Origin of the sequence: Flavimaribacter sediminis (assembly GCF_019492055.1) — a bacterium.
Taxonomy (GTDB): Bacteria; Pseudomonadota; Alphaproteobacteria; order Rhizobiales; family Rhizobiaceae; genus Flavimaribacter; species Flavimaribacter sediminis.
This window is the reverse complement of record NZ_JAICBX010000004.1, coordinates 390,707-416,895: the sequence shown is the minus strand read 5'-3', so window position 1 is coordinate 416,895 and position 26,189 is coordinate 390,707. Positions and strand designations below refer to the sequence as shown.

Annotated in this window: 21 protein-coding genes; 10 read left to right on the top strand and 11 right to left on the bottom strand. The window is 58.2% G+C overall.

All coding sequences use genetic code 11. The features are described 5' to 3' along the window. Window positions 1-36: 36 nt before the first annotated feature. Window positions 37-789, top strand: coding sequence for an arginyltransferase (locus K1W69_RS20975; protein ID WP_220230395.1), 753 nt, complete (start codon window positions 37-39; stop codon window positions 787-789). Between the two features lie 3 nt (window positions 790-792). Here the strand turns inward: K1W69_RS20975 and K1W69_RS20970 are convergent, their stop codons facing one another. From K1W69_RS20970 to K1W69_RS20960, 3 genes are all read right to left on the bottom strand, one after another. Further along, a complete protein-coding gene (locus K1W69_RS20970) occupies window positions 793-1,758 on the bottom strand; it encodes an agmatinase (protein ID WP_220230394.1) in 966 nt (321 codons plus the stop codon). 78 nt (window positions 1,759-1,836) lie between these two features. Next, window positions 1,837-4,089: a DNA topoisomerase IV subunit A gene (gene parC, locus K1W69_RS20965; protein ID WP_220230393.1), complete on the bottom strand. Its 2,253-nt coding sequence runs from the start codon at window positions 4,087-4,089 to the stop codon at window positions 1,837-1,839. Between the two features lie 58 nt (window positions 4,090-4,147). Then, the gene (locus K1W69_RS20960; protein WP_220230392.1) at window positions 4,148-5,407 is read right to left on the bottom strand and encodes an MFS transporter; all 1,260 of its coding nucleotides are present in this window, start codon (window positions 5,405-5,407) and stop codon (window positions 4,148-4,150) included. 346 nt (window positions 5,408-5,753) lie between these two features. On the opposite strand from K1W69_RS20960, the gene K1W69_RS20955 reads away from it, so the two are divergent. Continuing rightward, window positions 5,754-6,965 carry an aq_1923 C-terminal domain gene (locus tag K1W69_RS20955; RefSeq protein WP_220230391.1) on the top strand — a complete coding sequence of 404 codons (1,212 nt, stop codon included), beginning with the start codon at window positions 5,754-5,756 and terminating at the stop codon, window positions 6,963-6,965. 46 nt (window positions 6,966-7,011) lie between these two features. On the opposite strand, the gene aspS is transcribed toward K1W69_RS20955, so the two are convergent. After that, window positions 7,012-8,802, bottom strand: a complete 1,791-nt coding sequence (gene aspS, locus K1W69_RS20950; protein ID WP_220230390.1) for an aspartate--tRNA ligase — start codon at window positions 8,800-8,802, stop codon at window positions 7,012-7,014. Window positions 8,803-8,996: 194 nt separating this feature from the next. On the opposite strand from aspS, the gene K1W69_RS20945 reads away from it, so the two are divergent. After that, entirely contained in the window at window positions 8,997-10,259 is a 1,263-nt protein-coding gene (locus K1W69_RS20945; protein WP_220230389.1) for an MFS transporter, read from the top strand. A 20-nt stretch (window positions 10,260-10,279) separates the two neighbouring features. Beyond that, a complete protein-coding gene (gene rnd, locus K1W69_RS20940) occupies window positions 10,280-11,425 on the top strand; it encodes a ribonuclease D (RefSeq protein WP_220230597.1) in 1,146 nt (381 codons plus the stop codon). Between the two features lie 9 nt (window positions 11,426-11,434). On the opposite strand, the gene K1W69_RS20935 is transcribed toward rnd, so the two are convergent. Then, the gene (locus tag K1W69_RS20935) at window positions 11,435-11,605 is read right to left on the bottom strand and encodes a hypothetical protein (RefSeq protein WP_220230388.1); all 171 of its coding nucleotides are present in this window, start codon (window positions 11,603-11,605) and stop codon (window positions 11,435-11,437) included. 60 nt (window positions 11,606-11,665) lie between these two features. Continuing rightward, complete coding sequence (locus K1W69_RS20930; protein WP_220230387.1) at window positions 11,666-12,964, bottom strand: glycosyltransferase family 2 protein; 1,299 nt, start codon at window positions 12,962-12,964, stop codon at window positions 11,666-11,668. 348 nt (window positions 12,965-13,312) lie between these two features. Here K1W69_RS20930 and K1W69_RS20925 point away from each other — a divergent pair, with 348 nt between their 5' ends. After that, complete coding sequence (locus K1W69_RS20925) at window positions 13,313-15,037, top strand: SulP family inorganic anion transporter (protein ID WP_220230386.1); 1,725 nt, start codon at window positions 13,313-13,315, stop codon at window positions 15,035-15,037. 210 nt (window positions 15,038-15,247) lie between these two features. Then, a complete protein-coding gene (locus K1W69_RS20920) occupies window positions 15,248-15,994 on the top strand; it encodes a dienelactone hydrolase family protein (protein WP_220230385.1) in 747 nt (248 codons plus the stop codon). 2 nt (window positions 15,995-15,996) lie between these two features. On the opposite strand, the gene ppx is transcribed toward K1W69_RS20920, so the two are convergent. From ppx to K1W69_RS20895, 5 genes are read right to left on the bottom strand one after another with little or no spacing between them, the layout of a single operon-like run. Further along, window positions 15,997-17,517, bottom strand: a complete 1,521-nt coding sequence (ppx, locus tag K1W69_RS20915; protein ID WP_220230384.1) for an exopolyphosphatase — start codon at window positions 17,515-17,517, stop codon at window positions 15,997-15,999. A 9-nt stretch (window positions 17,518-17,526) separates the two neighbouring features. Next, entirely contained in the window at window positions 17,527-19,725 is a 2,199-nt protein-coding gene (locus K1W69_RS20910; protein ID WP_220230383.1) for an RNA degradosome polyphosphate kinase, read from the bottom strand. A 46-nt stretch (window positions 19,726-19,771) separates the two neighbouring features. Continuing rightward, a complete protein-coding gene (gene hdaA, locus K1W69_RS20905; protein WP_220230382.1) occupies window positions 19,772-20,494 on the bottom strand; it encodes a DnaA regulatory inactivator HdaA in 723 nt (240 codons plus the stop codon). Then, window positions 20,484-21,620 carry an AI-2E family transporter gene (locus K1W69_RS20900; protein WP_220230381.1) on the bottom strand — a complete coding sequence of 379 codons (1,137 nt, stop codon included), beginning with the start codon at window positions 21,618-21,620 and terminating at the stop codon, window positions 20,484-20,486. Before K1W69_RS20900 ends, hdaA begins: the two co-directional genes overlap by 11 nt. A gap of 12 nt (window positions 21,621-21,632) precedes the next feature. Then, window positions 21,633-22,169, bottom strand: a complete 537-nt coding sequence (locus K1W69_RS20895; protein WP_220230380.1) for a CDP-alcohol phosphatidyltransferase family protein — start codon at window positions 22,167-22,169, stop codon at window positions 21,633-21,635. A 398-nt stretch (window positions 22,170-22,567) separates the two neighbouring features. Here K1W69_RS20895 and purM point away from each other — a divergent pair, with 398 nt between their 5' ends. The 4 genes from purM to K1W69_RS20875 all read left to right on the top strand — a co-directional run bounded on the left by purM (window position 22,568) and on the right by K1W69_RS20875 (window position 26,126). Then, on the top strand, window positions 22,568-23,641 hold the full coding sequence (gene purM / locus K1W69_RS20890) for a phosphoribosylformylglycinamidine cyclo-ligase (protein ID WP_220230379.1): 1,074 nt from the start codon (window positions 22,568-22,570) through the stop codon (window positions 23,639-23,641). Continuing rightward, on the top strand, window positions 23,638-24,321 hold the full coding sequence (gene purN, locus K1W69_RS20885; RefSeq protein WP_220230378.1) for a phosphoribosylglycinamide formyltransferase: 684 nt from the start codon (window positions 23,638-23,640) through the stop codon (window positions 24,319-24,321). Before purM ends, purN begins: the two co-directional genes overlap by 4 nt. 101 nt (window positions 24,322-24,422) lie before the next feature. Continuing rightward, window positions 24,423-25,142 (top strand): phosphonate metabolism transcriptional regulator PhnF, encoded by a 720-nt coding sequence (gene phnF, locus K1W69_RS20880; protein ID WP_220230377.1) that lies wholly within the window; start codon window positions 24,423-24,425, stop codon window positions 25,140-25,142. Between the two features lie 114 nt (window positions 25,143-25,256). Further along, a complete protein-coding gene (locus K1W69_RS20875; protein WP_220230376.1) occupies window positions 25,257-26,126 on the top strand; it encodes an endonuclease/exonuclease/phosphatase family protein in 870 nt (289 codons plus the stop codon). The last annotated feature ends 63 nt before the right edge of the window (window positions 26,127-26,189 follow it).

Genomic DNA, 26,189 nt, shown 5'->3' with positions numbered 1-26,189 from the left:
TTTGAGGTCGATATCAGGTGAAATAATTTACGATCGATGACCAACCAACCCGTCCATTCTCCCCAGTTCTTTCTGACGGCGCCGTCTCCGTGCCCGTATCTCGACGGGCAATTCGAACGCAAGGTGTTCACGCATCTCGTTGGCGAGAAGGCGGCGGAACTCAACGACCTGCTGACGCAGGGCGGGTTCAGACGATCGCAGAACATCGCCTACCGGCCGGCCTGCGAATCCTGCAGGGCCTGTGTGTCCGTGCGCATCGTGGCCAGCGAATTCGAACCGAATAAATCCATGCGGCGCAATCTGGCGCGCAATTCTGACATTACGGCGCGTGAGTTCCAGGCGGAGCCTTCAAGCGAGCAATACGCCTTGTTTCGGGACTATCTCGACGCCCGCCACCAGCGAGGCGGCATGTCGGACATGACGGTGCTCGACTATGCGATGATGGTGGAAGACACCTATGTGCCGACCAAGATCATCGAGTATCGCATCGAGGGCGAGCCGGATCCGGACGGGAGCATTGCAGAACAGGGTCGGCTTATCGCCGTCGCGCTAAGCGATATCATGGGCGACGGCCTGTCGATGGTCTATTCGTTCTTCGATCCGGATTACGCATCGCGTTCGCTCGGCAGCTATATGATCCTTGATCATATCCAGCGCGCCAAGGATCGCGGTCTACCGCACGTCTATCTCGGCTATTGGGTCGAGGGATCGCGGAAGATGGAATACAAGACCCGGTTTCGCCCGCAAGATCACCTGGGCCCAAGCGGCTGGGACCGCTACGAAGACTGAAAGCTATTTTGCCGCCCGATGGTGCATGATCCGGCCAATCGCATTCATCAAAATTTGCGCCGCCAAAATTGAAGTGGAGCCGGTCGGATCGTAATCGGGCGCGACTTCCACGCAGTCCATGCCGATGATGTCGCCTTGCCGGGCAAGGCCGTCGATCAGTTCCAGAACTTCGTAATATAGAAAGCCGCCATGGCTGGGCGTTCCTGTGCCTGCGGCGATCGAGGGATCGAAACCGTCGATGTCGATCGAAACGTAGTAGCGCCGCCCAACTGGAATTCTGGCCAGGACGCCGTCGACGCCGAGCTTGCGGAACTGTCTTACCGACAGGATATCCGAGCCCATTTTGCGGGCATCCTCATAGCCTTCGCGCGCAGTGGAGGAGACGTTGCGGATTCCGATCTGCGAAAGTCCCGTCACGTAATCCTTTTCCGCCGCGCGGCGCATCGGATTGCCATGACCGTAGCGCACGCCGTGGCGTTCATCGACGAAATCCAGATGCGCGTCGATCTGGACCAGGTGAAAGGGCTTCTGGTCATCAAAAGCGTTGATGCAGGGAATATTGACTGAATGATCGCCGCCCAGCACGACGGGAACAGCGCCGCTCTTCAGGATCTTGCGCACGCCGAATTCGATGTTGCTGTGGCTGGTCATCATGTCGGTGTGGACGATATCCGCGTCGCCAACATCGACGATCCGAACCGTTTCCGGATCAAGATAGGTGACGTCGTCCTCATGGTCGTATGCGCCGGCGTGACCAAAGGAGAACAGCGTCGAAGCCTCTCGAATGCTGCGGGGGCCGAAGCGCGCGCCGGCGCGCCATTGCGTGCCCATGTCAAGCGGCGCACCCAGCACTGCGACGTCCGCGTCTATCGCATCCCAGTCCTCGACGTAAGGATTTTTGCCGAAGGTGCAAAGACCGACGAAGGGCAGGTTCAACCGGCCGCTGTCATAATTGTTTCCCGTGCTCATCGCGCGTCTATCGCTCCTGCATTCGTGCGTCCGGAGACAATGATTCAGGATGTGCCGACAGGCCCCTGATTTAATTCACTATCCGGAGAACCTGCCGGAGCGTGGAAAGCCTTTCGGGACGGTGCGGCCGGCCTGCGCGCGGTCGCCGTACCACTCGCGCAATTCTTCCATGGTCTTGGTATGGGTGCGGCCGGCGGAATCCTGCCAGCTCAGCCCTTCCGCCTTGTTGAACGTTCTGACGTCGGCGACCCCGCCATCCTTGTAGCGTTGCAGACGCACGCCCTTGCCGCGACTCATCTCGGCCAGTTGTTCGAGCGGGAAGATCAGCATCTTGCGGTTCTCGCCCAGCACCGCGACCGTGTCTCCCTCGACCGCAATGCACAGCTTCGCCTCGTCAGGCATCTTTACATTCATGACCTGCTTGCCCTTGCGGGTATTGGCCGTGATATCCGACTGCGAGACGACGAAACCATTGCCAACGGTCGAAGCCAGAAGCAGCTTTCCGTCCGGGTTGTGCACGAAGGCGGACACGATGTCCTGATCGTTGTTCATGTCGATCATGATGCGCACCGGTTCGCCATGCCCGCGACCGCCCGGCAAGCGGTCGCCGCCGACAGTGTAGAACTTGCCGCCGGTGGTAAACAGGATGATCCGGTCCGTCGTATAGGCCGGAAACGCCAGCTTGAGGCCATCGCCTTCCTTGAAAGTGAGGCCGGATGTATCGGACATGTGGCCGCGCATCGCCCGGATCCAGCCCTTCCGCGACAGAACGACCGTAACCGGCTCTTTTTCGATCATCGCCTGCTGAATGGCTTCGAGGTCGGCTTCCGGAGCCTCGGCGAACCCTGTGCGCCGGCGTCCGAGTTCGGTGTCCTTGCCGAACTTCTTCTTCACCTGGGAGATTTCCCAGGAGATCGTCGACCACTGCTTTTCGTCCGAAGCAAGCAGCGCTTCGATCTCCGCCTTTTCCACGGTCAGCCCATCGAACTCCTTGCGGATCTCGAACTCTTCCAGCTTGCGCAGAGAGCGCAGGCGCATGTTCAGGATCGATTCAGCCTGCAGATCGGTCAGTTCGAACCGCTGCATGAGCTCGGCTTTCGGATCATCCTCTTCACGGATAATCCGGATCACCTCATCGATATTAAGATAGGCGACCAGATAGCCGCCAAGGATTTCGAGACGCCGCTCGATTGCCGCCAACCGATGCCGCGACCGCCTCTGAAGCACCTCGCGCCGGTGATCAAGCCACTCCAGGAGCACATCGCGAAGGGACATGACCTTGGGCACCCGCCCCTTCGAAAGGACATTGAGATTGAGCGGAAAGCGGGATTCGAGATCGGTCAGGCGAAACAGCGATTCCATCAGCAGATCCGGATCGACCGACCGGCTCTTGGGAACCAAGACAAGACGCACATCCTCGGCCGACTCGTCGCGAACATCCTCCAGCAGCGGCAGTTTGCGGGCGATCAGCAATTCAGCGATCTTTTCGATCAGCCGTGATTTCTGCACCTGATAAGGAATTTCGGTGACGACAATGATATAACTGCCGCGACCGGTGTCTTCCTTCTCCCAACGCGCGCGCGTGCGAAATCCGCCGCGACCAGTCTTGTAGGCCTCGACGATCGAATCACGGCTGTCGACGATCACGCCTCCAGTGGGCATGTCGGGACCGGGCACGTAATCGACCAGTTTTTCAATCGTCGCATTGGGGTGCTTGATCAGATGCAGGGCGGCGTCACAAAGCTCCGCGGCGTTGTGCGGCGGGATCGACGTCGCCATGCCGACCGCAATGCCGGTCGCGCCATTGGCGAGAAGGTTTGGAAAGGCGCCGGGCAGAACCACCGGCTCCTGGTTTTCCTCGTCATAGGTCGTTCTAAAGTCGACAGCGTCCTGGTCGATGCCCTCCAGCAGCAATTCCGCAACCGGCGTCATCTTCGACTCGGTGTAGCGCATTGCGGCAGCGTTATCGCCGTCAATGTTACCGAAATTGCCCTGCCCGTTTACCAGCGGGTATCGCACAGCGAAGTCCTGCGCGAGACGAACCAAAGCGTCATAGATCGCCTGGTCGCCATGCGGATGGAAATTACCCATCACTTCGCCGACGATCTTGGCGGATTTCTTGAAGCCGCCATTCGCGCGCAGACCCATATCGCTCATCGAATAGACGATGCGGCGATGTACCGGCTTCAACCCGTCGCGAACGTCGGGCAGCGCCCTATGCATGATCGTCGACAGCGCGTAAGCGAGGTAGCGTTCTTCAAGAGCGGTTTTCAGATCGACGGGCTCTGACCCGCCGTCGCCGCCGCCCGGCGGAATAAGGCTTTTTCCCATGGTTCGGGCTTAAACGAAGCACCGATTCGCGGCAAGTCTCGATTGATTCGATCCACGCCTATGCGTCTGAGCCGGCGTCCTCCTCCTGATCGTCCGACAGAGCGAGCGACACCGTTTCCGGCGTCGTCGTCCTCGTCGGAGCGGAAGGTACGAATTCGACCTTATGTTCGGGCTTGACAGGAGCGCGTCGGCTGATGCGCCAGATCGTGTAGATGACAATCAGGATATGCACGGCGATAGTCGTCATGAACAAAGCCGACGTTCCGATCGCCGACATCCCGAAACCGGCGAACAGCGGTCCCACGATGCACCCGACGCCGAACACAAGCAGCAATCCGCCGGATGTCTGGATATAGCTGTCAGGTTCCGCGTGGTCGTGCGCATGGGCGACGATCACCGGATACATGGCGTAGGCTGCTGCGCCGAAAAGGAAGACCAGGATAAAATTCACCCAGGCCAACTCCGGCTGCAGAATAATGAACGCCAGGTCGCCGATAACCCCGACAATCGTAATGCCTATCAGCACCTTGCGGCGATCCATCCGGTCAGACAATTGCCCGACCGGGAGCTGCGCCAGGGCGCCAGCGAGTATCGGAATACTTGTAAAGAGCGCGATCGCAGAGAGCCGAAGGCCGATCTGGTCGGCATAGACGGCGGCAAGCGTGCCGAAAGCGCTGTTGGAAATGCCCACCATCAAAACGGCGTAAACGGCGACCGGCGAATTGCGCCAGAGAGCGCCAAGATCGAGCCGCACCTTGACGAGCGGTTTTGGCGTTGCAGTGGACGAAATCGCTGTCGGTATCAGCGCCAGCGAATAGAACATCGCGCCGATGACAAAGAAGGTGTACCCGCCCGTTTCACCGAGCGTCAGGGTCAGCTGACCCGTCGTGGTCGCCATCAGATTGACCATGGTGTAGACACCGAAGACGCGACCTCTGGAACTCGCATCCACCCGCTCGGACAACCAGCTTTCGACGATCATGGCGGCGCCGGCGAAGCAGAAGCCGGAAATGGCGCGCAGCGGTATCCACGCCCAGGGCGTTATGAACAGCAACGATGCGAGAATGGCGAGCGCTGCAAGCGAGGCCATAACGCTGAACGAGCGAATGTGGCCGACCCGTCCGACGAGGCCCGGCGTCATGATGCACCCGAGCACGTAGCCGATCGCCCAGCCGGTGCCGAGCAGACCCAGAGAAAAGGCTGAAAAGCCTTCCTGGGACCCCCTGACCGGCAGGATCAGACCGTTCATGCCACCGGCGTAAAGCAGAAAGGCCGATCCCAGCAAGAGCGCGCTGATGGGAATTAAATGACGTACCATGCCAGCTAGCGCCCCGCGCCATCCTTGCGTTTAATTATTTCGAGATTACCAAGCCGGAACCGGCTCGAACTCCGGCGCTCAACCACCCTCTCGCTCGAAACGATAGCGAGATCAGGCGCGGCTTTCAATTCTTGATGATTGTGGAAATTCCATGGTCAGATCGCGCGAAAGCGACGCCGGTTTGACCGAACATATTCCGGTAATATCTTCGAAACCCTGTAGAAATTCTTATGTGAAGTCCGGTTGCAATCGTATGTCTGCGTAAATACTGACATAAAACCGGCTTATTCGGATGAGACCAAAACGACTGGCGGTTGTAAAGCGCCCAAAGATGGAAGGATTTTATATGCTTGCTCAACATCTTCGTACAGGACTTCTTGCGGGACTGGTCGTTTTCGCGCCAATCACAGTCGCGGGCGCCGTCGAAGCAGACCAGTTCGCCGAGAAGCTGTTCGGATATTATGATCAGAACGGCTACGAGATCACTTACTCCGGCGCGGAAAGCACGGGCGACAGCGTTACGATCAGCGACATCGCGTTCAAGCTGCCCGAAACGGACGAGACCATCGATCTCGGAGACCTGACATTCAGGGGTGTCTCCGAAGACGGCAAGGGCGGATATAACGTGTCGGAAGTCGAGCCGTTCGACTTTTCCGTCAGCATCAAGGAAGCCGGCGAAAATCCGATAGATATCGACGTATCGATCGACGATATTAAAACCACCGGCCTGCATGTTCCGGCAAACCCCGATATGTCGTCGGCCGAAAACCTGATGACCTATGACAAGTCGTCGACAGGCGCGATCGATGTCAAAGCAGCTGGGGCCACAGTGTTTTCTGCGCAGACCTCCAGCGCCTCCAACCCCGCACCCGGACCGGATAACACAATCAACTTCACGTTCGACCTCGACGGCATGATGATCGACCTCAGCGGCGTTGAGGATCAGGATGCCCGCAAGACGCTGGACGCGCTCGGTTATACGAAGCTGACGGGCGGCCTTTCTGCGAACGGCTCCTGGAACCTGGACGACGGGACGCTGAGCATCGACCAGTATGTCACGGATGTCGACGGGGCCGGCAAGCTGGACCTTAAGGCGTCTGTTTCGGGCGTGACACTGGAATTCGTACAAGGTCTGCAGGAAATGCAGGCGCAGATGGCCCAAATGGGCGACGATGCGAAGGCAGAGCAGGCCATGGGCATGGCGATGATGGGCATGATGCAACAGCTCACATTCAACGACCTGACGCTGCGTTTCGATGACCAATCCCTGACAGGCAAGATCCTCGAAATGGCCGCCGCACAGCAGGGCATGAGCGCCGACCAACTTGTCCAGAGTATCAGCGGCATGCTGCCGATCATGCTGGCGCAAATCAAAAATCCGGACTTTCAACAGAATGTCAGCACTGCGGTCAGCGCCTATCTCGCCAATCCGGAGAACATCGAGATCAGCGCCACGCCGCCGAGCCCACTGCCTTTCGCGTCCATCATGGGCGCCGGCATTGGCTCCCCGGAGTCGCTGCCGACGCTCTTGAATGTGCAGGTAAAGGCGAACCAGTAAGGTACAGGTCTGGGCCCGTTATCAGCGGGCCCAAACTTTTCCCGGATCAGTTTGTCTTGGCGGCCGGTGCGATGCGCAGGCTCAGCTCCTTGAGCTGCGTCTGATCGGCGATGCTCGGCGCGCCCATCAACAGGTCTTCGGCCTGCTGGTTCATCGGGAACATGGTCACTTCTCGCAGGTTCTTCGCGCCGACGAGCAGCATAACGATGCGGTCGATTCCGGCTGCCATGCCGCCATGCGGCGGCGCGCCATAGTGGAAAGCCCGGTAGAGGCCGCCGAACCGCTCTTCCACCACCTTCGCGTCAAGTCCCACCTTGCCAAACGCCTCGACCATCACTTCGGGTATGTGATTGCGGATTCCGCCGGAGGCAATCTCGTAGCCATTGCAGACCATGTCGTACTGCCAGGCCTTGATGGCAAGCGGGTCTTCTCCTGACAGCGCCTCTTTGCCGCCCTGCGGCATGGTGAAGGGGTTATGCGAGAAATCCAGCCGGTTTTCCGTCTCGTCCCATTCGTAATAGGGAAAGTCGACGATCCAGCACAGGGCGAACCGGTCGGCGTCGATCAGACCCAGTTCCTCACCGACGCGCGTTCGGGCGTCGCCGGCGAAGGCGGCGAATTTCGCCGGAACGCCGGCCACGAAGAAGCAGGCGTCGCCGGATTCCAGACCAAGCTGGTTGCGGATCGCCTCCGTGCGCTCCGGGCCGATATTCTTTGCGAGCGGCCCCGCGCCGGCGACGGCGTCGTTCTCCTCACGCCAGAAAATATAGCCGAGACCAGGCTGACCTTCGCTCTGCGCCCAGGAATTCATCCGGTCGCAGAAGGCCCGACTGCCGCCGGTCTTTGCCGGAATGGCCCAGACCTCGACCTTCGGATCACGCTCGATCATGCCGGCGAAAACCTTGAAGCCGGAGCCGGCGAAATGTTCGGTCACCGCTTCCATTACGATCGGGTTCCGCAGATCCGGCTTGTCGGACCCGTATTTGCGGATCGCCTCGTCATAGGGAATCCGCGGAAATTCCGCTGTCACCGCCTTGCCGTCGGCGAATTCCTCGAAGACCTTTCGCACCACCGGCTCCATCGTCTGGAAGACATCTTCCTGTTCGACGAAGCTCATTTCCATGTCGAGCTGGTAGAACTCGCCCGGCAGTCGGTCGGCGCGCGGATCCTCGTCGCGGAAACACGGCGCGATCTGGAAGTAACGATCGAAGCCCGACGCCATGATGAGCTGCTTGTATTGCTGCGGCGCCTGGGGCAACGCATAGAAATTGCCCGGATGGATGCGGCTCGGCACCAGAAAGTCGCGTGCGCCTTCCGGCGATGACGCAGTCAGGATCGGCGTCGAATATTCCGCGAAACCCGCCTCGCCCATCAGACGCCGCATGGCGGCGATGATCTTCGTACGGCGGACGATGTTGGCGTGCAGCGTCTCGCGGCGCAGATCGAGGAAACGGTATTTCAGACGCACGTCTTCCGGATAGTCCGGCTCTCCGAAGACCGGCAGCGGCAGTTCACCGGCCGCCGACAGCACTTCGATGTCGCGGGCATAGACCTCGACCTCGCCGGTCGGCAGTTTCGGGTTGACAGTTTCGTCCGAACGCGCCCTGACGTCGCCATCGACGCGGATCACCCATTCGCCGCGCAGAGTCTCTGCGAGATTATAGCTGTCGGAATCCGGATCGACGACAATTTGCGTGATGCCATAGTGGTCGCGCAGGTCGATGAACAGCAGTCCGCCATGATCGCGAACGCGATTGACCCAGCCCGACAGGCGGACGGATGAATCAACGTCTGTTTTGCGCAGAGCGGCGCAAGTATGGGAGCGATAGCGGTGCATCGGTTTGTCCTGCTTTTTCTTTCCGTGAGACTGCGGTGACGCGAAGGGTCGCCTTCTGTCAAAACCGGGCGGACAAGCGCACGACGCACGCGATTTGTCAAGCAGCCAAGCCAGCTTTAATCGAATGCTGTCGCTTCCGGCGCATCGTGATATCATCTGCACAAGTCTCAGTAGCCCGCCGAGTCGCCCCGTCCATGTCCTCTCTCCGTCCCCTTGCGCCGCTGTTTTTTGCAGCGGCGATCCTGCTAGCCGGAAACGGCATGCAAAGCACGCTCATCGCGCTTCGCGGGGCTGATGAGGGCTTCACGACATCAGCCATCGGCCTGATTGGCGCCAGCTATTCGATCGGCTTCATGGCCGGAAGCTTCCTGATCTCTCCGATCCTGCGGGCCGTTGGCCACATCCGCGCCTTTTCGGCGCTGGCGGCGATGGGCGCCAGCGGATGCCTGCTCCTGGTGATTCTGGTCGATCCGCTTGCCTGGGCCATAATCCGGTTTCTGTCTGGCCTCTGCTTTGCAGGGCTTTTCGCCACGGTGGACAGCTGGCTGAACTCCGGCATCACCAACCAAACGCGCGCGCGGGTGCTTTCGATCTACCGGCTTATCGACATGGTCTGCGTAACCGGGTCGCAGTTCCTCATCCCGTTTTTCGACATATCAAACTTTGTGGTGTTCTCGACGCTAGCCATCATGATCAGCCTCTCGCTGGTTCCGATCTCACTCGCCGACAGATCGAATCCCAAGCCGCCGGGCAGATTTTCCTTCAATCCGGCCGCTATCTGGCGACTGTCGCCTATCGCATGCATTGGCTGCATCGCCATTGGCCTGACATCTGCGACATTCCGCATGATCGGTCCCATCTACGCACAATCCATCGGGCTTCCGGTGTCATCCATTGCGACTTTCATGGGCGCTGGAATCCTTGGCGGAACAATCCTGCAATATCCACTTGGAGTCTTGTCGGATCGGCACGACCGGCGCGTCATCCTCATCATCGCGACAGCAGGCGCTGCTCTTTCAGGCCTCTTCATCAACACGTTCGCCGGCTCTGACCCACTGTTGAACTATATCGGAATCTTCTTCTTTGGCGCCTTTTCGCTTCCGCTTTATTCCCTGTCGGCCGCTCATGCCAATGACCACGCTGAACACGGTCAGTATGTCCAGGTCGCCGCCGGACTGCTCTTCTACTGGTCGATCGGAGCCACTATCGGCCCCTACATCGCATCGCTGCTGATGCAGAATTCCGCGCCCGGCGTCATGTTCACCTACACCAGCATCGTGCATGCGAGCCTGATCGTCGTCACCCTTTGGCGGATGCGCGTTCGAGCAGCAGTTCCAGCAAGCCACAGGGGCCGCTTCAGCGCGCTGTTGCGCACGTCCCTCTCGTTTTCCCGGATGGCCAACCGTGTTACGTCCAGGGACTATGACAGGGAGCAGTTTCGTACCGGGAAAAAATGATCTAAACAAATTCCATGAAAATTATAACGACGACCTCCGAACTTGCAGCAACCTGCGAGCGACTTTCACAATCCGACCACATCACAATCGACACGGAATTTATCCGTGAGACGACATTCTGGCCGGAACTCTGTCTGATACAGATGGCCTCGCCAGACGAAGCCATGATTGTCGACCCTCTTTCAGACGATCTCGATCTCGCACCGTTCTTCTCACTGATGGCCGACAGTTCGGTGATGAAAGTCTTTCACGCAGCGCGTCAGGATCTGGAGATCATCTATCACCTCGGAAGCCTGATACCGCATCCTATTTTCGACACTCAGGTCGCCGCCATGGTTTGCGGCTTCGGCGATTCGATTTCCTACGATCAGCTTGTGCAGAGAACGACGGGCGCCCGAATCGACAAGTCATCGCGTTTCACGGATTGGCGCAGACGCCCCTTGAGCGAAAAGCAGCTCGACTATGCGCTGGCCGACGTCACGCATCTGCGTGATGTCTACGCCATGCTAAGGCAGCGCCTTGAAGAAGACGGGCGCGCCCACTGGGTGAAGGAGGAAATGGATATTCTCGAATCCCCTTCGACCTACGATCTGCATCCGGAAGACGCGTGGAAGCGATTGCGCATGCGGTTGCGCAAACCGCATGAACTGTCCGTGATGAAGCATATCGCCGCCTGGCGTGAACGCGAGGCGCGCGAACGAAACGTGCCGCGTTCCCGCGTTCTGAAGGACGACTCGATCTACGAGATCGCCCAGCAGCAGCCGAAGGATCCGGAAGCGCTTGGACGGCTGCGGACAATCTCCAAAGGCTGGGAGCGCTCCCAATCCGGACGAGCGGTGGTCGACGCCGTCAACGAAGCGCTCGCCCTCCCCAAGCACGAGATGCCGCGTCTTCAGCGGCCTGCTCAATCGCCCGAAGGCGCCGCCGCCGCGACGGAGCTTCTCAAGGTTCTGCTCAAGATGACGACAGAAAAATACGGCGTGGCGCCCAAGGTGATCGCCAATTCCGAAGACCTTGAGCGGATCGCCGCCGATGGCGAAGACGCCGAGGTGGAGGCGCTGAAAGGCTGGCGTCGCGAACTCTTTGGCGAAGAGGCCCTGAAACTGTTGCGCGGAAAAACGGCCTTGCGGTTCGTCGACCGAAAGGTCGAGGCTGTCGAACTCTAGTTCAGATAATCATAAAGCCGAAACTTCCCCGGACGACGGAAGGCCGGTTTTTCCGCAAATATCGTGCGTGCAGACGCTTTTTCCTTTCCAGGCGAGGATATGGAGCGCTGCGAATGAAACGTAATTGTAGCCCAGCAGCACCAGCGGCGTTGAAAGAAAATGCAGCAGATTTCGCGCCATGCCGACCTTTCCGTCCGTTGTCTCGATATTCCGAACGAAGATAGCGTCCATGAGGAAGCATCAGGTGATGAATAGCCATGGAATGACGCTGACAGCATACCAAATGAGATGGTCGTTGCCTGCGTGCCACTGGGTGTAGTGCCAGATAGGCGAAGCCACGATTGTCGACGCGAACATGATTGTCTGAAACAGGCCGTAGAGCAACAGGATCGTCGCGCATAACCTCAAAGTGCTCAGATAGCCAAGATTGCGTCTTTCACTGACCACATAGTGGAATATCTCGAAGGCCCCAATGCTCCAGCGCCTCGCCTGGCGCGCCCACTCCCGCAGTTCCTCGGAGAAACTGTTTCCACTGGTGGGGCCACAGATCACCGGCAGATAGATCGGTTTCAACCAGACCTTGCCTCGCCTTGTAACCATTGACTTCACGAAAAAATGCATGTCGTCCATTTGGTAGGTCGGGTCGAAAAGATTGTTGTCGCAACACAATTTCAGCGAATAGGAACTCACGCTCATCGAATGCGACTGTAGCGGGATGTTGAACCCGATCATCCATATGGTGCGCAGCAAGCCTGTGACGCGGGTGAAAAACAATGAACGGTCGAGACCGAAGTTGTAGAAGAGCCCGCCCTGCCAGACAGTTGAGTATACCCGGTCGTCACCGGCGCGCAGAAACTTGTCGCCCAGCACCTCAAAATAACGACGATGGAGGATCGTGTCCGAATCCATCGATGTCAGTGTCGTCGTAGCCATGTCGAGCTGGATATTCTCCGACCTCGTCCACTCCAGAGCGCTCTTGACCGTCCAACGGGCATTGCTGCACTTGCCGCGGATCTCGCCGGGAATTCCAGCCGGATGGATCGTGATGTGGAAAGCACGAAAGCTCTCCCGGTGTTTCGCCTCGAGCGTCCTGCGCGTCTCATCAAGATCTGGACTGCTTTCCTCGAAACTCATCACCACAATCAGCCGGTCCGCAACCGATTGGGCGACAAGCGCGTCGAGTGTCGCCATCAGGACGCTGGGAGGCTCGTTGTAGCAAGGCAGCAGAACCACGTGGGTCAGACTGTCGAACTTCGGGTGGATGTCATCGAGCTCACTCCGGCTTTCCCGTATCATGCGGCGCATGAAGATCGCGCTCAAAACGATCATAAGCACCATGATGATGTCCTGCGCAATCCAAAGTGTCAGGGCGAACCGGTCGCCGAAATCGAACCCTATTCTCCACGAGTAATAGGAAAAGAACAGCACGATCCAAAGGATCGGAATAATTATCAGATAATAGCGCAATATCTGCTTCGATCTGGCCTCGTTTACCAGCCGGGACAGAAAGGAGTGCGGTATCGTGTCTTCGATATGCATGGGTGGAAATTTCTTCTGAGACTAGACTTTCAACATTGACGCAAGCCTTCGCCGCTTTCGCGGAACCTCCGTCGCGAAACGACCAAATCACCAGAATCGGGTATCGCTTCCCGCCAGAGCAATATTTTTTATAGTATTCTCGTTGAAGACTATGGCACTTACCGGATTTGACACCATTCCTGACCCTTTGTCACCCCGTACGGCTATCAATGGTTCGTGGACAATTTCTACATGCCGGCATTGGCATATTGGACGCCAACTGCGCCGGAAGGATTGACATAAACATCCTATCAGTCCTGTTTATAATCATTTAGGCGGCTAACGGGGGGCGCTACACTGATTTCGACTTTGGCCAAACGCCTGAATATCGGTTTCCTTACGGGCGTCTTGCCGCTCGACAAAGCAAGGATACCGACAGAGATCGCCGCCGGCGTAACGCTCGCCACACTCGCTGTTCCAACAGTGATGGGCTACACCAAGATAGCCGGGACGCCAGTCATAACCGGTCTCTACACAATGCTCATACCGGCGCTTCTCTTTGCGCTGTTCTGCTCATCAAAACATCTCGTCGTCAGCGCCGATTCGGCGACCGCTGCAATCCTCGCCAGTTCCCTTGCAGGTCTGGCGGCGCCTGGCGGCATGGAATATCTCGCGCTAGCCGGTCTGCTTGCGATTATGGTCGGCGTCATGCTGCTGCTCGCGAGTTGGATCGGTCTGGGTTTCATGGCGGACTTTCTGTCGCGCACCGTCCTAATCGGGTTTCTGACGGGCGTTGGCATTCAGATTTCACTCCGCGCAATAACGGAACTCTACGGCCTGCCTGCGCCCGATCTCGACACGATCACAACGCTTTGGACAAAACGCGACCAATTCGAACATCCCAATCCGGCCGTCCTGATCGTCGCGGGCGTCGTCGTCGTCGCCATCCTTGCAGGACGTTATCTGGAAAAAAGAACCGGACGGGCCATACCTGTTGCCCTCGTCGCCATTGTCGGCGCAATAGCGGGAAGCTGGTGGTTCGACCTCAAGGACATTCTGCCTGTGGTCGGCGATGTTCCGGCAGGATTGCCGCAACCGGTACTGGATCAGGTGAAATGGCGCATCCATCCTATCAGGGATCTTCTGCCGACGGCCTTCGCCATGGTCATCGTGATCCTTGCGCAAAGCGCCGCGACGGCGAGGGCCTACGCCGCCTTGCACACAGAGGGCGTGAACCTCAAACAGGATCTCGCTGCACTTGGATTCGCCAACATCGGCGCCGGCTTGACCGGAACGTTCGTTGTCAATGGAAGTCCGACACAAACCGAGATGGTTCACAGCGCGGGTGGTCGAAGCCAATTGGCGTTGATCGTCGCGTGCGTTGTGGTGCTGCTGATCCTGCTATTCCTGACTGAGCCGTTGGGCCTGTTGCCGGACGCCGTGCTCTCGGCAGTCGTATTCCTGATCGGTCTGAGGCTGATCAACATCAAGGGTATGTTGCAGATACGACGAGAGAGGCGCGCCGAATTCCGGATTGCGCTTCTGACAACAGCCATAGTTGTCGTTCTCGGTGTTGAGCAGGGCATCATTATCGCTGTCGTTCTCTCGCTGATCCTGCACACGCGGCACGGCTACCATCCTGACAATCAACTGCTGGTCAAAAACGAGAAAGGCAACTGGCGCGCCAAGGATCTGGAATCGGGCGCACAGGCGGCGCCAGGTCTGCTTATCTACCACTTCAATCACACCATGTATTACGCCAACGCCGGCCTGATGAAACAGCAGATCGAAAGCATCTCCAAACATGCCGAGCCTGAACTGCGCTGGCTTTGTATCGACGTGACAGCGGTCGACGATATCGACTTCACGGCGTCCGAAACGCTCGTCGATCTGGTCGCCGAGCTTGAAAAGAAAAACGTCCAGGTGGTGTTCGTTCAAAACGTCCGCCACATCAATTCCAGAGCTCGTCGACAGTTGGAGGAACGCATGCCGGATCAGGCAGTCTTCAAGTCGCTGAAAAAGGTACTCTCGGCCTACGCCGACAGCCAGCAGCCCTCGCCGCCGGAGACAACTACGGATACTCAATCGGCCTGAACAAGCTGGAAATACATGGCGCAGCACCGATAACCGCTTCAGCCTGCATTCTGTGCCCGGCTGATCGGCGCCCCACTTTTTTGATCTCAGAGGGTCTCTGAGCCATAATAGCAGTCAGACGTCGGCGTTTGTCGCGAAGCATGCATATCCATGAGAGATTCGCGCCAGACGGGGTCGGTTGACCGCGTAGATAGCCAAGGGGGACGCGACATGCTGAATGGATTTCAACAACGATCATTTGCGGCAGAAATATCCGGCGGCCAAACGGTGGAGCACGATGTCTATGAAAAAGGCGAAGGGCCTGTCATCGTCATTCTGCACGAGCTTCCCGGGATTGAAAAGGAGACGATCCGGTTTGCGGACAAGATGGTCGCCGCCGGATTCCGGGTGGTCCTGCCGCATCTTTTCGGGCCGCTTGGCAAATTCGCGATCGTGCGAAACATGGCGCGCTTTTTCTGTGTCCGGCGCGAAATTGATATCTTCGCGCGCAACCGATCAAGCCCCATCGTCGACTGGCTGAAAGCGCTCTGCCGCGACCTTCAACAGCGCCACGCTGTCTCAGGCGTCGGCGTAATCGGCATGTGCCTGACCGGGAATTTCGCCATATCCCTCATGGCCGACGAGAGCGTTCTCGCCTCAGTCGCCTCGCAACCCTCCCTGCCCCTCTTTGCTCAGCATGCTCTTCACATGTCGCCGGAAGACATCGAGGCGACGAAACGCAAGCTCGACACGAATGGCCCCATGCACGCCTACCGGTTCGCTGGCGACAAACTCTGCAAAGCTGAAAAATTCTCCGCCATCGAGCAGACCTTCAATTCAGGCAAGGAGCGCATCACCCTTACGCATGTTCCCGGCAATAAGCACGCCATGCTAACGGCGCATTTCATTGAGGGCGAGGACTCGCCGACCCAGGCGGCTCTGAACGAAATCATCGGATATTTTAGGGAAAAGCTCTGAATCTATCCGAAGTCGAAACTCAGAGTTTTTCCGGTGTAGCGCGCGAGCTGCTGCAACCGGCCATCCAGCCGTTCGCCGGCGAAGTCCTTTACTCGCTCAGGCAGCTTGAAGATGAGACCGTCGTCGCCATCCTGCTCGAAATCGATCAATGGCACGATTCCAGGCATCGATGCGGACAGCAGATAGCTGACACGCATCAGGCCGCCCAGAAGTTTCGCGAAGGACCGGAACCGCGGCGTCGCTATTTCGGCGATCGCGAGGTTCCGCTCGTCATGATTGTTGTCGCTCAGCCCCTCGAACCTATAGAAATTTGCGAGCGCGATATAGGCCCGGCCCGGATGGCTGATCGCGGTGAAAGTTCCGTTGGCGATGAGGTTGAACGACTGCGCGCCGCGATAATCCGGATGCGCCCGCCAGCTTATGTCGGCCAGCAGACAGGCCGCGCGCCTGTAGCGGGCTTCCTCGATCGTCTCCTCGATGCCGAAGGCGGCGAAGGCCTTCCCGGTCCATTCTGCGAGTTCGCGCGCATGTTCAGGCGAACGCGCTCTCAAGATCGCAAGTTCATTGGCCGCCGCCAAAAGCGGATCTTCAAGTTGCGTCTCGCCGTCAAGCAGGGAATAGAGATAACCTTCCCGCACGCCGAAGGCGGAAAAGCAAATCGACTCCGGTTTCATCGCGTCGATGATTTCGCGCAAGACCGCCGCGCCGTAGGGCAGCAACAGACGACGATTGCGGGAAATCGCCCGCATCGCCGGATCCTTGGCGTCGATCTTGTCAACCTTGTCCAGGAGCTGCAGCGTTTCCTCGGTAGAGATATTGTAGCCCTGCATCATGTGCAGCGGGTAATCCGTCATCTCCATATGCAGCTTTGCGAGATTTCGCCAGGTGCCGCCAACAGCGAAGAAGGTTCGGCCCTTGCCCCGTTCGAGTAGCGTCGCCATGGCCATGTTTCGACGCGCGATGGACCGCGCTTCCTGGAGAGACCCGTCAGCCGCCTCCGCCAGACGCAAGCCTCCGATCGGCAGGGTGATGCCATCGCCGATATTGCGATCCTCGATGTCGACGAGTTCGAGGGAGCCGCCGCCAAGATCGCCAACGATGCCGTCGGGATCGAAAAAGGCGCTGATAACGCCCATTGCCGAGTAATGCGCCTCCTTGCGGCCGCTGAGCACATCGATTTCCTGACCCAGTATTTTTTCCGCCTGGCTGATGAAATCGGGGCCGTTGGTTGCTTCGCGCGCGGCCGCAGTGGCGAGCACATGCATACGCGTCGCCCGCGCCTGTCTGGACAGCATGCTGAATCGGTGCAGTGCGGCGAGCGCCCTGTTTACGCCCTCGAGATCGAGCATGCCCGAGGTGGCCAGTCCCTTTCCAAGACCACACAGTACCTTTTCATTGAAGAGCACGGTCGGAACGCGGTTCAGTCCTTCGTAGATGACGATACGCACCGAATTCGATCCGATATCGATTACCGATACCGGCGCAATGCCCGGCAATCGGCCTTGAGCTTCAGATTCGACCATTCACCCTGTTCACTTTGAATTTTTACCCTTGGACAAACGTCCGGCGATCAGCTTGGGAGCGCTGGAGGCAAGCGCTCCGCCCCGGCCCGACAGGCTGGGATTGGTCATGAAATAGTGCTGGGCGTTGAAAGGCTCCTCGCCCGGTTTGACATCGATGCGGCGCGACGTCCCGTCCGACAGGATCTCGTAGCTTTGCTGATTGTCGATCAGGTTTCCGAGCATGATCTGTGACTGCACCTGCTCCTTGACCGTAGGGTTCTTCAACGGCGTCATAGTTTCGACGCGGCGATCCAGATTTCTCGGCATCATGTCGGCGGAGCCGATATAGACAATCGAATCTTCGCTGGGGAGACCATGGCCGTTGCCGAAACAGACGATGCGGCTGTGTTCGAGGAAGCGCCCGACGATCGATTTGACGCGAATATTGTCCGACAGGCCGGGCACCTGCGGCCGCAGGCAGCATATGCCGCGAATGACGAGGTCGATTTCGACGCCGGCCTGGCTGGCTTTGTAAAGCGAGTCTATGATTTCAGGATCAACCAGGGAGTTCATTTTCATCCAGATGGCGGCCCGACGGCCATTGCGGGCGTGGTCGGTTTCCGCGTCGATATGCTCCAGCATGCGCTTGCGAAGCGTAGCCGGAGACACCGCGAGATTCATGCGCTCCGTGGGTTTGCCATAGCCAGTGATGAAGTTGAAGATGTGGGCGACGTCGCTGGCGATTTCCGGATCGCAGGTAAAGAACGACAGATCTGTGTAAATCTTCGCGGTCACTGTGTGGTAGTTGCCCGTGCCGAGGTGACAATAACTTACGAGCCTGCCTTCCTCGCGGCGCACCACCAGCGACATCTTCGCATGGGTTTTCAATTCCAGAAAACCGAAGACGACCTGCACGCCCGCGCGCTCCAGGTCGCGCGCCCAGCGGATATTGGCCTCTTCGTCGAAACGCGCGCGCAGTTCAACGAGCGCCGTGACCGACTTGCCCATCTCCGCCGCATCGATCAAGGCGCGCACGATCGGGCTGTCGTTCGACGTCCGGTAAAGGGTCTGCTTGATGGCGAGAACATCCGGGTCGCGCGCCGCCTGCCGCAGGAACTGCACCACCACATCGAAGGATTCGTATGGATGGTGGATGATGATGTCCTTTTCCTCGATCGCGGCGAAGCAATCGCCTGCATGTTCGCGGATACGCTCGGGAAAACGTGCGTTGTAGGGTTCGAACTTGAGATCGTCCCGAGGGATACTGACGATCTCCGATATGGTCGAAAGCGCGAGCAATCCGGGCAGCGTGGCGACACGATCGGCTGGCACATTGAGTTCGGTCTGCACGAAGTTGCGCAAGGGATCCGGAAGTTCGGAATCAAACTCGATGCGGATCACTGAACCGCGACGTCGGCGCTTCAGCGCGCGTTCGAACAGCCGCACGAGGTCTTCAGCTTCTTCCTCCACCTCGATATCGCTGTCGCGGATGATCCGAAACGTCCCGCTTTCGGTTATGTCGTAGCCCGGAAACAGCACTTCCATGAACTGCTCGACGATATCTTCAAGCGAGATAAAGCGCATCTTGCCGTTCTCACGCTCCGGCAACAGGTAGAAGCGCTTCAGCGCGACAGGCAGCCTGACAAGGCCGGTCATCGGCTCTCTGGTCTGGCGTTCGTACAGCTGCAGGACGATCGAGAAACCCAGATTGGGAATAAATGGAAACGGATGGGCGGGATCGATCGACAAGGGCGTCAGAACTGGAAAAATCGATTCGATGAATTCATTGCGGAGCCATTCCAGGTCGGCGTCGTCGAGCGAACCCGGACGAACGATGTGAATGCTCTCCTCTGCGAGGTATTGTTGCAGGACGGCGAGCGAGGCGAGCTGCTCCAGCTGCAGCTTGCCGATTTCGCGCAGCGCCTCCTCGAGCTGTTGCAGCGGCGTGCGGCCATCCGCCGAGCGATTGAGAATCCCCTCGCGAATCTGGGCTTCGAGGCCGGCGACGCGCACCATGAAGAACTCGTCGAGATTGGCGGCGGAGATTGAAAGGAACCGCACCCGCTCCAGAAGCGGATGTCCGCTGTTCTGGGTTTCCTCGAGCACACGGCGATTGAACTGCAACCAGGACAGTTCCCTGTTGATGAACCGCTCTGGACTCTGCATCAGGGACTCGACATCGGCTTCTGCGGATGTGTCGATACCGGCTTGCGTCGGTTTGTCGTCCATATCCTAGCTCCGGGCGGGGATTCCTGATCCGCGCTGCACTATCGGACTATAACACGTCTTCATGATGATCCCGATCTTCCAGTTCCTGCAACACGTCCGCGGCGATGCGTCGGTTTATCCTGCTGCCCCGCGAGAGCGCAAGATTGTCCATCCGGTGCACGATCAGTTGAGCAGCGTCAAGTGACCTTTCCATTCTGTTCACAAGGTACGAGACCACCTTTTCATCCACGCCCAATTGCCTGTCGGCGAACAGCTTGACGATGACTCGAGCGAGGAGTTCGTCGTCAGGTTCTCCGATCTCGACAACGGTTGCGGCTTTCAGTCGCGATCTCAGGTCAGGAAGGTCCAACGGCCATCCGGCAGGCCAGATGCGCGACGTGACAAGCAGCGATGTCCGATGCTGCAACACGGTGTTGATCAGGTGGAAAAGCAGCGTCTGGTCGAAGCCGGTACGGTCTATGTCCTCGATCAGCACCGGTCCGCTTTCCGCCGACTTCAGGTTGTTCTCTTCGCCCGATCTCACCGTGATTTCGACGGCGCACGCCCGATCCCGCCAGATATTGGCGAGATGCGTCTTGCCCGAGCCTGTCGGGCCAGCGAGGATCGTGACCGGTGAAGGCCAGGCAGGCCAGTCGTCAATCAGCCGGATGGCCTGGCTGACAGGATCCGAAACGACAAGATCATCGCGCGACGTGCTGGCGTCGTGGGCGAACCCCAGGGGCAGTTGGTCGTTCGGCCGATCGGCGGATGTATGGTCGCTACGGCTCATCGCCCTGTCTTTCCGTCACCGGCACGGTGAGTTCGACATCCTTGTCCTGTCCACCTTCGTAGAGATCGCTTTGCAGATACCGTTTCAGTGCGAAACGAACCAGAACAGCCGTCGCAGCTGCCGCAGGCACGGCGATCATCAGCCCAACGAACCCGAACAGCGAACCGAAGGCGAAGAGCGCAAACATGAGCCAAACCGGGTGGAGGTTGACGCTCTTGCCGACGAGTTTCGGCTGCAGAATATTGCCTTCCAGAAACTGTCCGGAGAAGAAAACCAGGAGCACAATCCCAATCGAGACGTAGTCCGGCCAGAACTGGACGACAGCGACGCCGGCTGCAAGCAATAGACCAACGAACGAGCCGACATAGGGAATGAAGCTTATGACGCCGGCGAACAAGCCGATCAGAAGGCCGAAATTCAGCCCTGCGAGCGTCAGGCCAATACCGTAATACAGTCCGAGAATGATACAGACGCTGCCTTGGCCGCGCACGAAACCGGCGATCGCCTTGTTCATGTCGCGGAGAATTTCACGCACGTCGTCAAGATGATTGCGCGGTATCCAGCTATCGACCGTATCAACCATCCTGTCCCAATCGAGAAGCAGGTAGAAAGCAACGACTGGGGTGACGACCAGCAGGGACGCAATGTTGATCAGCGCCATGCCCGAATTCCAGATCTGCAGCAGGATCTCTCCCACGAAGCCGGCGCCCTGAGACAACAGGGCGCCGACCGATGATTTCAGATCCGGCAGCTCCATCCCGATCCAGTTTTTCACCCATCCAAGTTCGGCCGGGGAAATCAGTTGCTGCAATCTTGAAAGATACTCGGGCAGACCGGCGATGAACTGGTTGGCCTGACTGACCAGCAGTGGAATGACAACGATGATCGCGACGACGAAGAGCACAACAAAGGCAGCAAGGATCAAGAGCGTCGCGACAAGGCGCGACAAGCCCAACTTTTCCAGTCGATCCGCCACCGGATCAAGAAAATAGGCGAGCGCCATTCCGGCCACGAAGGGGAGCAGTATATCGCTGAATACGTAAAGAAAGAGCCCGAACGCCAACAGGACGCACAGCCAGAACACAATCTGCCAGCGCAAGGAGGTCCTGAATGTCTCGGTCGTCATAGGTTCGCTCCGTCACTCCACATCTGTCATATGATGAATCCAGACGCGGAGATAGGCTCCGGCGGATAAAATGGTCAGAAGCGTTACGACATAGACAAGAATTGTCTGCAGGTCGCCAAAGCGAACCTCGAAGGCAAGCTCCGCTAGAACGATGGCTGCGAGTGCGATCTGAAAAGCCGTGTTGGCTTTGGAAACCAGCAATGGATTAACCGTGATCGGATGCGTCATCAGGCTGGACAGAACGACGGCGATCATGATCAGCACATCGCGCGACACCACCAGAACCACCAGCCAGTGCGGCAGGTAGTTGAGGATCGCCAGCATGATGAAGACGCTGATCAGAAGCAATTTGTCGGCGATCGGATCGAGATAGCTTCCCAGTTCCGATTGCTGATTGAACTGCCGGGCAATGAATCCATCTATTCCGTCGGACAATCCTGCCAGGACGAAGATGACGAAGGCCGGCACCATCTCGCCCTGCAGAAGCGCATAGATGACGCCCGGGACCATGAGGAAACGGCAAAAGGTGATGATATTGGGAATGGTCATCGGATCAGAATACTCTGTGGAACCGGCGACGCCTGGCTCCTCTCCTCCATGAGAATCGTCATCGTCCTCGACATGACTTAGGGCCTATTCCGGTGGATTATAAGACTGATCTTCCTCCGGAACACGATCCCCCGTGAAATGCGCCGGCGAAATTATATGCGTTTCGCCGTCATGAACCGAGTCGGAGGTTTGCAATGTGGCTCTGTATGCCTGTTCATGCTTTGCATTCGACTAAAAAAACACGGCAAAACAATGTTTTACGGGTGGCTTCGAAAATACCGGCATTTGCTTGGTCGAGCGCCACGTCGGGATGCTAATGTTGGAATAGGACGATTGGCGTCTTGCACGATGATCCGCGCCGTGCAATCTCGCCGAAAAGCGACTACCCGGACAGGAACATGACGGACGCCAGAAAGAACAGCCTCACCTACAGCGACGCCGGTGTCGACATCGACGCCGGCAATTCGCTGGTTGAACGTATCAAACCGCTTGTGCGCTCAACAAGGCGTCCCGGAGCAGACGGCGAAATCGGCGGATTTGGCGGCCTGTTCGATCTCAAGGCCGCAGGCTTCGAGGACCCTGTCCTTGTCGCCGCAAATGACGGCGTCGGCACGAAACTGAGGATCGCCATCGAAAGCGGCAGGCTGGACACAGTCGGGATCGACCTGGTCGCCATGTGTGTCAATGACTTGATCGTGCAAGGCGCCGAACCGCTGTTCTTTCTTGACTATCTTTCGACCGGCAAGCTGGATCCGGAAGAAGGCGAAGCTATCGTCGCAGGCATTGCCGACGGATGCCGCCAGGCGGGCTGCGCGCTGATTGGCGGAGAAACCGCCGAAATGCCAGGGATGTATGCGGACAAGGATTTTGATCTGGCCGGTTTCGCCGTCGGCGCGGCCGAGCGCGGCCGGCTGCTCCCGTCGGGCGCAGTCCAGTCAGGCGACGTCATACTGGGCCTGGCGTCTTCCGGCGTGCATTCGAATGGATTTTCGCTTGTCCGCAAGATTGTCGAAATAGCGGGACTGTCCTGGGACGACCCAGCGCCTTTTGCACCGGACATCAGCCTGTCGGAAGCGCTGCTGACCCCGACGCGCATATATGTCAGATCCCTGTTGGAAACGCTGCGCTTCACCGATCGCATCAAGGCGCTGGCGCACATCACCGGGGGTGGCTTCCCGGAAAACATTCCGCGTGTTGTGCCGGCCGGCCTCGCCGCCGAAATCGATCTCGAAGCCCTCGCGCCTCCACCCGTGTTCTCCTGGCTTTCTTCTACCGGCGGAATCGAACCTGCTGAAATGTTGCGCACCTTCAATTGCGGCGTCGGCATGATCGCAATCGCCGCTCCTGAAGACGTCGCCGCGTTGACGGCTTCGCTCGGAACCAACGGCGAAACGGCCCAACAGATCGGTGTGATTGTCGAACGCGATCCGTCCGAACCCGGCGTGCGTTATCGAGGCGCGCTGGGTCTATGACCGGAAAGTCCGTCAAGCGGGTCGCCGTATTCATTTCGGGCCGCGGCAGCAATCTGGGAGCGCTGATCGCTGCCAGCGCGGCACAGGATTGTCCCTACCGGATCGTCGCCGTCCTTTCGGATAACCCGGAAGCAGGCGGTCTGGCTCTGGCGGCGCGAGAAAACATCGAGACATTCGCCATACCGCGCTCCGGTTTCGGATCGCGCAGCGCACACGAAGCGGCCGTGCTCGATGCTCTGAGTTCCATCGAACCTGACATTATTTGCCTCGCTGGATATATGCGCCTCCTCTCCGCCGAATTTGTCGGACAGTGGAAGGGGCGCATCCTGAATATCCACCCTTCCCTCTTGCCGAATCTGCCTGGGCTCGAAACACACAAACGCGCGCTTTCACTCGGCATGCGGATCCACGGATGCACCGTGCATTTCGTCAATGAGGGGATGGATGACGGCCCGATCATTGGACAAGCCGCCGTTGTGGTGCGACCGGACGACGACGAGAATGCGCTCGCAGCACGGGTTCTAAAGGCGGAACATCGGCTATACCCGGAAATGCTCCGGCTGGCGGCCACCGACCGGATCCGAATGAGCAGCGGCGGCGAAACAATTTTTGACGACGCCTCTGCGCCGGATTGCGACGATGTCGTCCTGATCTCGCCCATTGAAGGCACGAAGCGATGAACTTCAGCTGAGCCGCTCACACGCATCACCACGGCCCTGGCTGTCATGGATATGTTAAGAAACCAGATTACTGCTCATTCATCCGAATGAATGGGCGGGCGATGTTGCGAGACAAATGGAAAACGGTAAGGGCCGCTATCGACGAAGATATCGCCAGTGGCAAATTCGTCCAGGGCGACCGCATCCCAACCGAAACCGAGTTGGCTGAAATATATTGCGCCGGCCGTCACTCGGTCAGACGCGCCGTCGCCGAACTGGCCAAAGAAGGCAAGCTCAGCGTCGAACAGGGCCGTGGCACCTATGTCGAAGCGGTTCCGCGCATCGTCTACGCTATTGGTAAACGCACACGCGTACACCGCAATCTCCTGCCACAGGGCATCAAGGTTACCGGAGAACTTCTCGATGCCGAGATGACCGATCCAAGCGATGGGCTCCGACAAGTATTACGGCTTGAGGACGGCGAGCCAGCCATCTCATCGCGACGCATCACCTATGCGGACGGCTTGCCTATCGGCTTTGGCGTCGCATGGCGATCGTCCATCCGTTTTCCTGATTTCGTCGAGCGGCAGAGCCTTCTCCTGTCGGCAACCGAGACCTACAAAACCTATGGCATCACCGACTATTTCAGGGCCGAAACCACCATAGAAAGTCGCCCGGCCCAGCCAGAAGAGGCCGAGTTATTGCGGCAGCATCCTGATATGCCGGTGATGATCCTGCACTCGGTCGATACGCTGATCGACGGAACTCCGATCTGTTACTCCGAGACGGTCTGGTCCACGGCCCGGGTCAGGTTCACCATTTCGGCGACCAACGACGATTAAGACGCCAGGTCGCGACAGTTCTACACCGGTCGCCGACCGGACTTCATCAGAAACCGTCACTGACTTAACCGCGCCTCGACTGGAGAAGCGGCGCCCCAAAGACAAGGAGTCAACATGCTCTGCGCGACCTACAACATCCAGTATGGCAAGGGTAAAGACGACCGCTACGATCTAGAGCGTATCGTAGCTGAATTGGGAAATCCGGACCTCATCGCCCTCCAGGAGGTGGATACGTTTGTTGATCGCTCGGGCATGATCGACCAGGCAGCGGAGATCGCCGCGCTGCTACCGCACATGTATTGGGTCTATGGCCCTGGTGTCGACGCTGACGCCTCCACCTTCGTCGAAGGTCGCGTCGTCAATCGCCGGCGACAATTCGGAAACATGGTGATCTCACGCTGGCCGATCCTTGCATCAGCCAACCACCTCCTTCCGAAGACGGCCTTGCATGGCCAGGTGCACTCCCGTCGGGCAATGCTCGAAACCGTGATAAAGACACCCATTGGTCCGCTGCGCTTCGCCTCGGTGCATTTCGATCATATCGGGCCGCAAACAAGACTGCCGCAAATCGAAGCGGCGAAAAAGATACTGCTCGATGGACCGGCGACCGGTGCAACCTGGGGCGGTCCCTTCGACGCGGGATGGTTCGACAATCCAGCCCCTCCAATGCCGGATGACATCATCCTGATGGGCGACTTCAATTTTTCGCCCGATAGCGTGGAATATGACCTCTTTATCGGCGAGATGACCGAACACCACGGCCGTGTCGGCGAACTGAGGGGTTTCGTGGACGCCTGGGTGGCCGCAGGTCATGCAGAAGAGCACGGCGTCACCATATCCTTCAACAGCTTCGGAAAACGGATCGACCATTGCTTCGCCACACCAAGGCTCGCGAGGATGGTCAGACGCGCCTGGATAGACAATGACGCGCAAGGGTCTGACCACCAGCCGGTCTTCTTCGAATTCGCTGACACAACCGCGTAAAGGAAACTTCATGCAGGTGTCACGCCTCTGTTATGTCTCGAGACAAACATCCGGATGTTTCCA

Coding starts and splice junctions, on each gene's coding strand:
- phnF (WP_220230377.1), top strand. CDS start 24,423: ATGTTGCGAGACAAATGGAAAACGGTAAGGGCCGCTATCGACGAAGAT.
- parC (WP_220230393.1), bottom strand. CDS start 4,089: ATGGGAAAAAGCCTTATTCCGCCGGGCGGCGGCGACGGCGGGTCAGAG.
- K1W69_RS20875 (WP_220230376.1), top strand. CDS start 25,257: ATGCTCTGCGCGACCTACAACATCCAGTATGGCAAGGGTAAAGACGAC.
- K1W69_RS20955 (WP_220230391.1), top strand. CDS start 5,754: ATGCTTGCTCAACATCTTCGTACAGGACTTCTTGCGGGACTGGTCGTT.
- K1W69_RS20910 (WP_220230383.1), bottom strand. CDS start 19,725: ATGGACGACAAACCGACGCAAGCCGGTATCGACACATCCGCAGAAGCC.
- purM (WP_220230379.1), top strand. CDS start 22,568: ATGACGGACGCCAGAAAGAACAGCCTCACCTACAGCGACGCCGGTGTC.
- K1W69_RS20930 (WP_220230387.1), bottom strand. CDS start 12,964: ATGCATATCGAAGACACGATACCGCACTCCTTTCTGTCCCGGCTGGTA.
- K1W69_RS20920 (WP_220230385.1), top strand. CDS start 15,248: ATGCTGAATGGATTTCAACAACGATCATTTGCGGCAGAAATATCCGGC.
- K1W69_RS20900 (WP_220230381.1), bottom strand. CDS start 21,620: ATGACGACCGAGACATTCAGGACCTCCTTGCGCTGGCAGATTGTGTTC.
- K1W69_RS20945 (WP_220230389.1), top strand. CDS start 8,997: ATGTCCTCTCTCCGTCCCCTTGCGCCGCTGTTTTTTGCAGCGGCGATC.
- K1W69_RS20970 (WP_220230394.1), bottom strand. CDS start 1,758: ATGAGCACGGGAAACAATTATGACAGCGGCCGGTTGAACCTGCCCTTC.
- K1W69_RS20895 (WP_220230380.1), bottom strand. CDS start 22,169: ATGACCATTCCCAATATCATCACCTTTTGCCGTTTCCTCATGGTCCCG.
- K1W69_RS20935 (WP_220230388.1), bottom strand. CDS start 11,605: ATGGCGCGAAATCTGCTGCATTTTCTTTCAACGCCGCTGGTGCTGCTG.
- aspS (WP_220230390.1), bottom strand. CDS start 8,802: ATGCACCGCTATCGCTCCCATACTTGCGCCGCTCTGCGCAAAACAGAC.
- K1W69_RS20960 (WP_220230392.1), bottom strand. CDS start 5,407: ATGGTACGTCATTTAATTCCCATCAGCGCGCTCTTGCTGGGATCGGCC.
- K1W69_RS20975 (WP_220230395.1), top strand. CDS start 37: ATGACCAACCAACCCGTCCATTCTCCCCAGTTCTTTCTGACGGCGCCG.
- hdaA (WP_220230382.1), bottom strand. CDS start 20,494: ATGAGCCGTAGCGACCATACATCCGCCGATCGGCCGAACGACCAACTG.
- ppx (WP_220230384.1), bottom strand. CDS start 17,517: ATGGTCGAATCTGAAGCTCAAGGCCGATTGCCGGGCATTGCGCCGGTA.
- purN (WP_220230378.1), top strand. CDS start 23,638: ATGACCGGAAAGTCCGTCAAGCGGGTCGCCGTATTCATTTCGGGCCGC.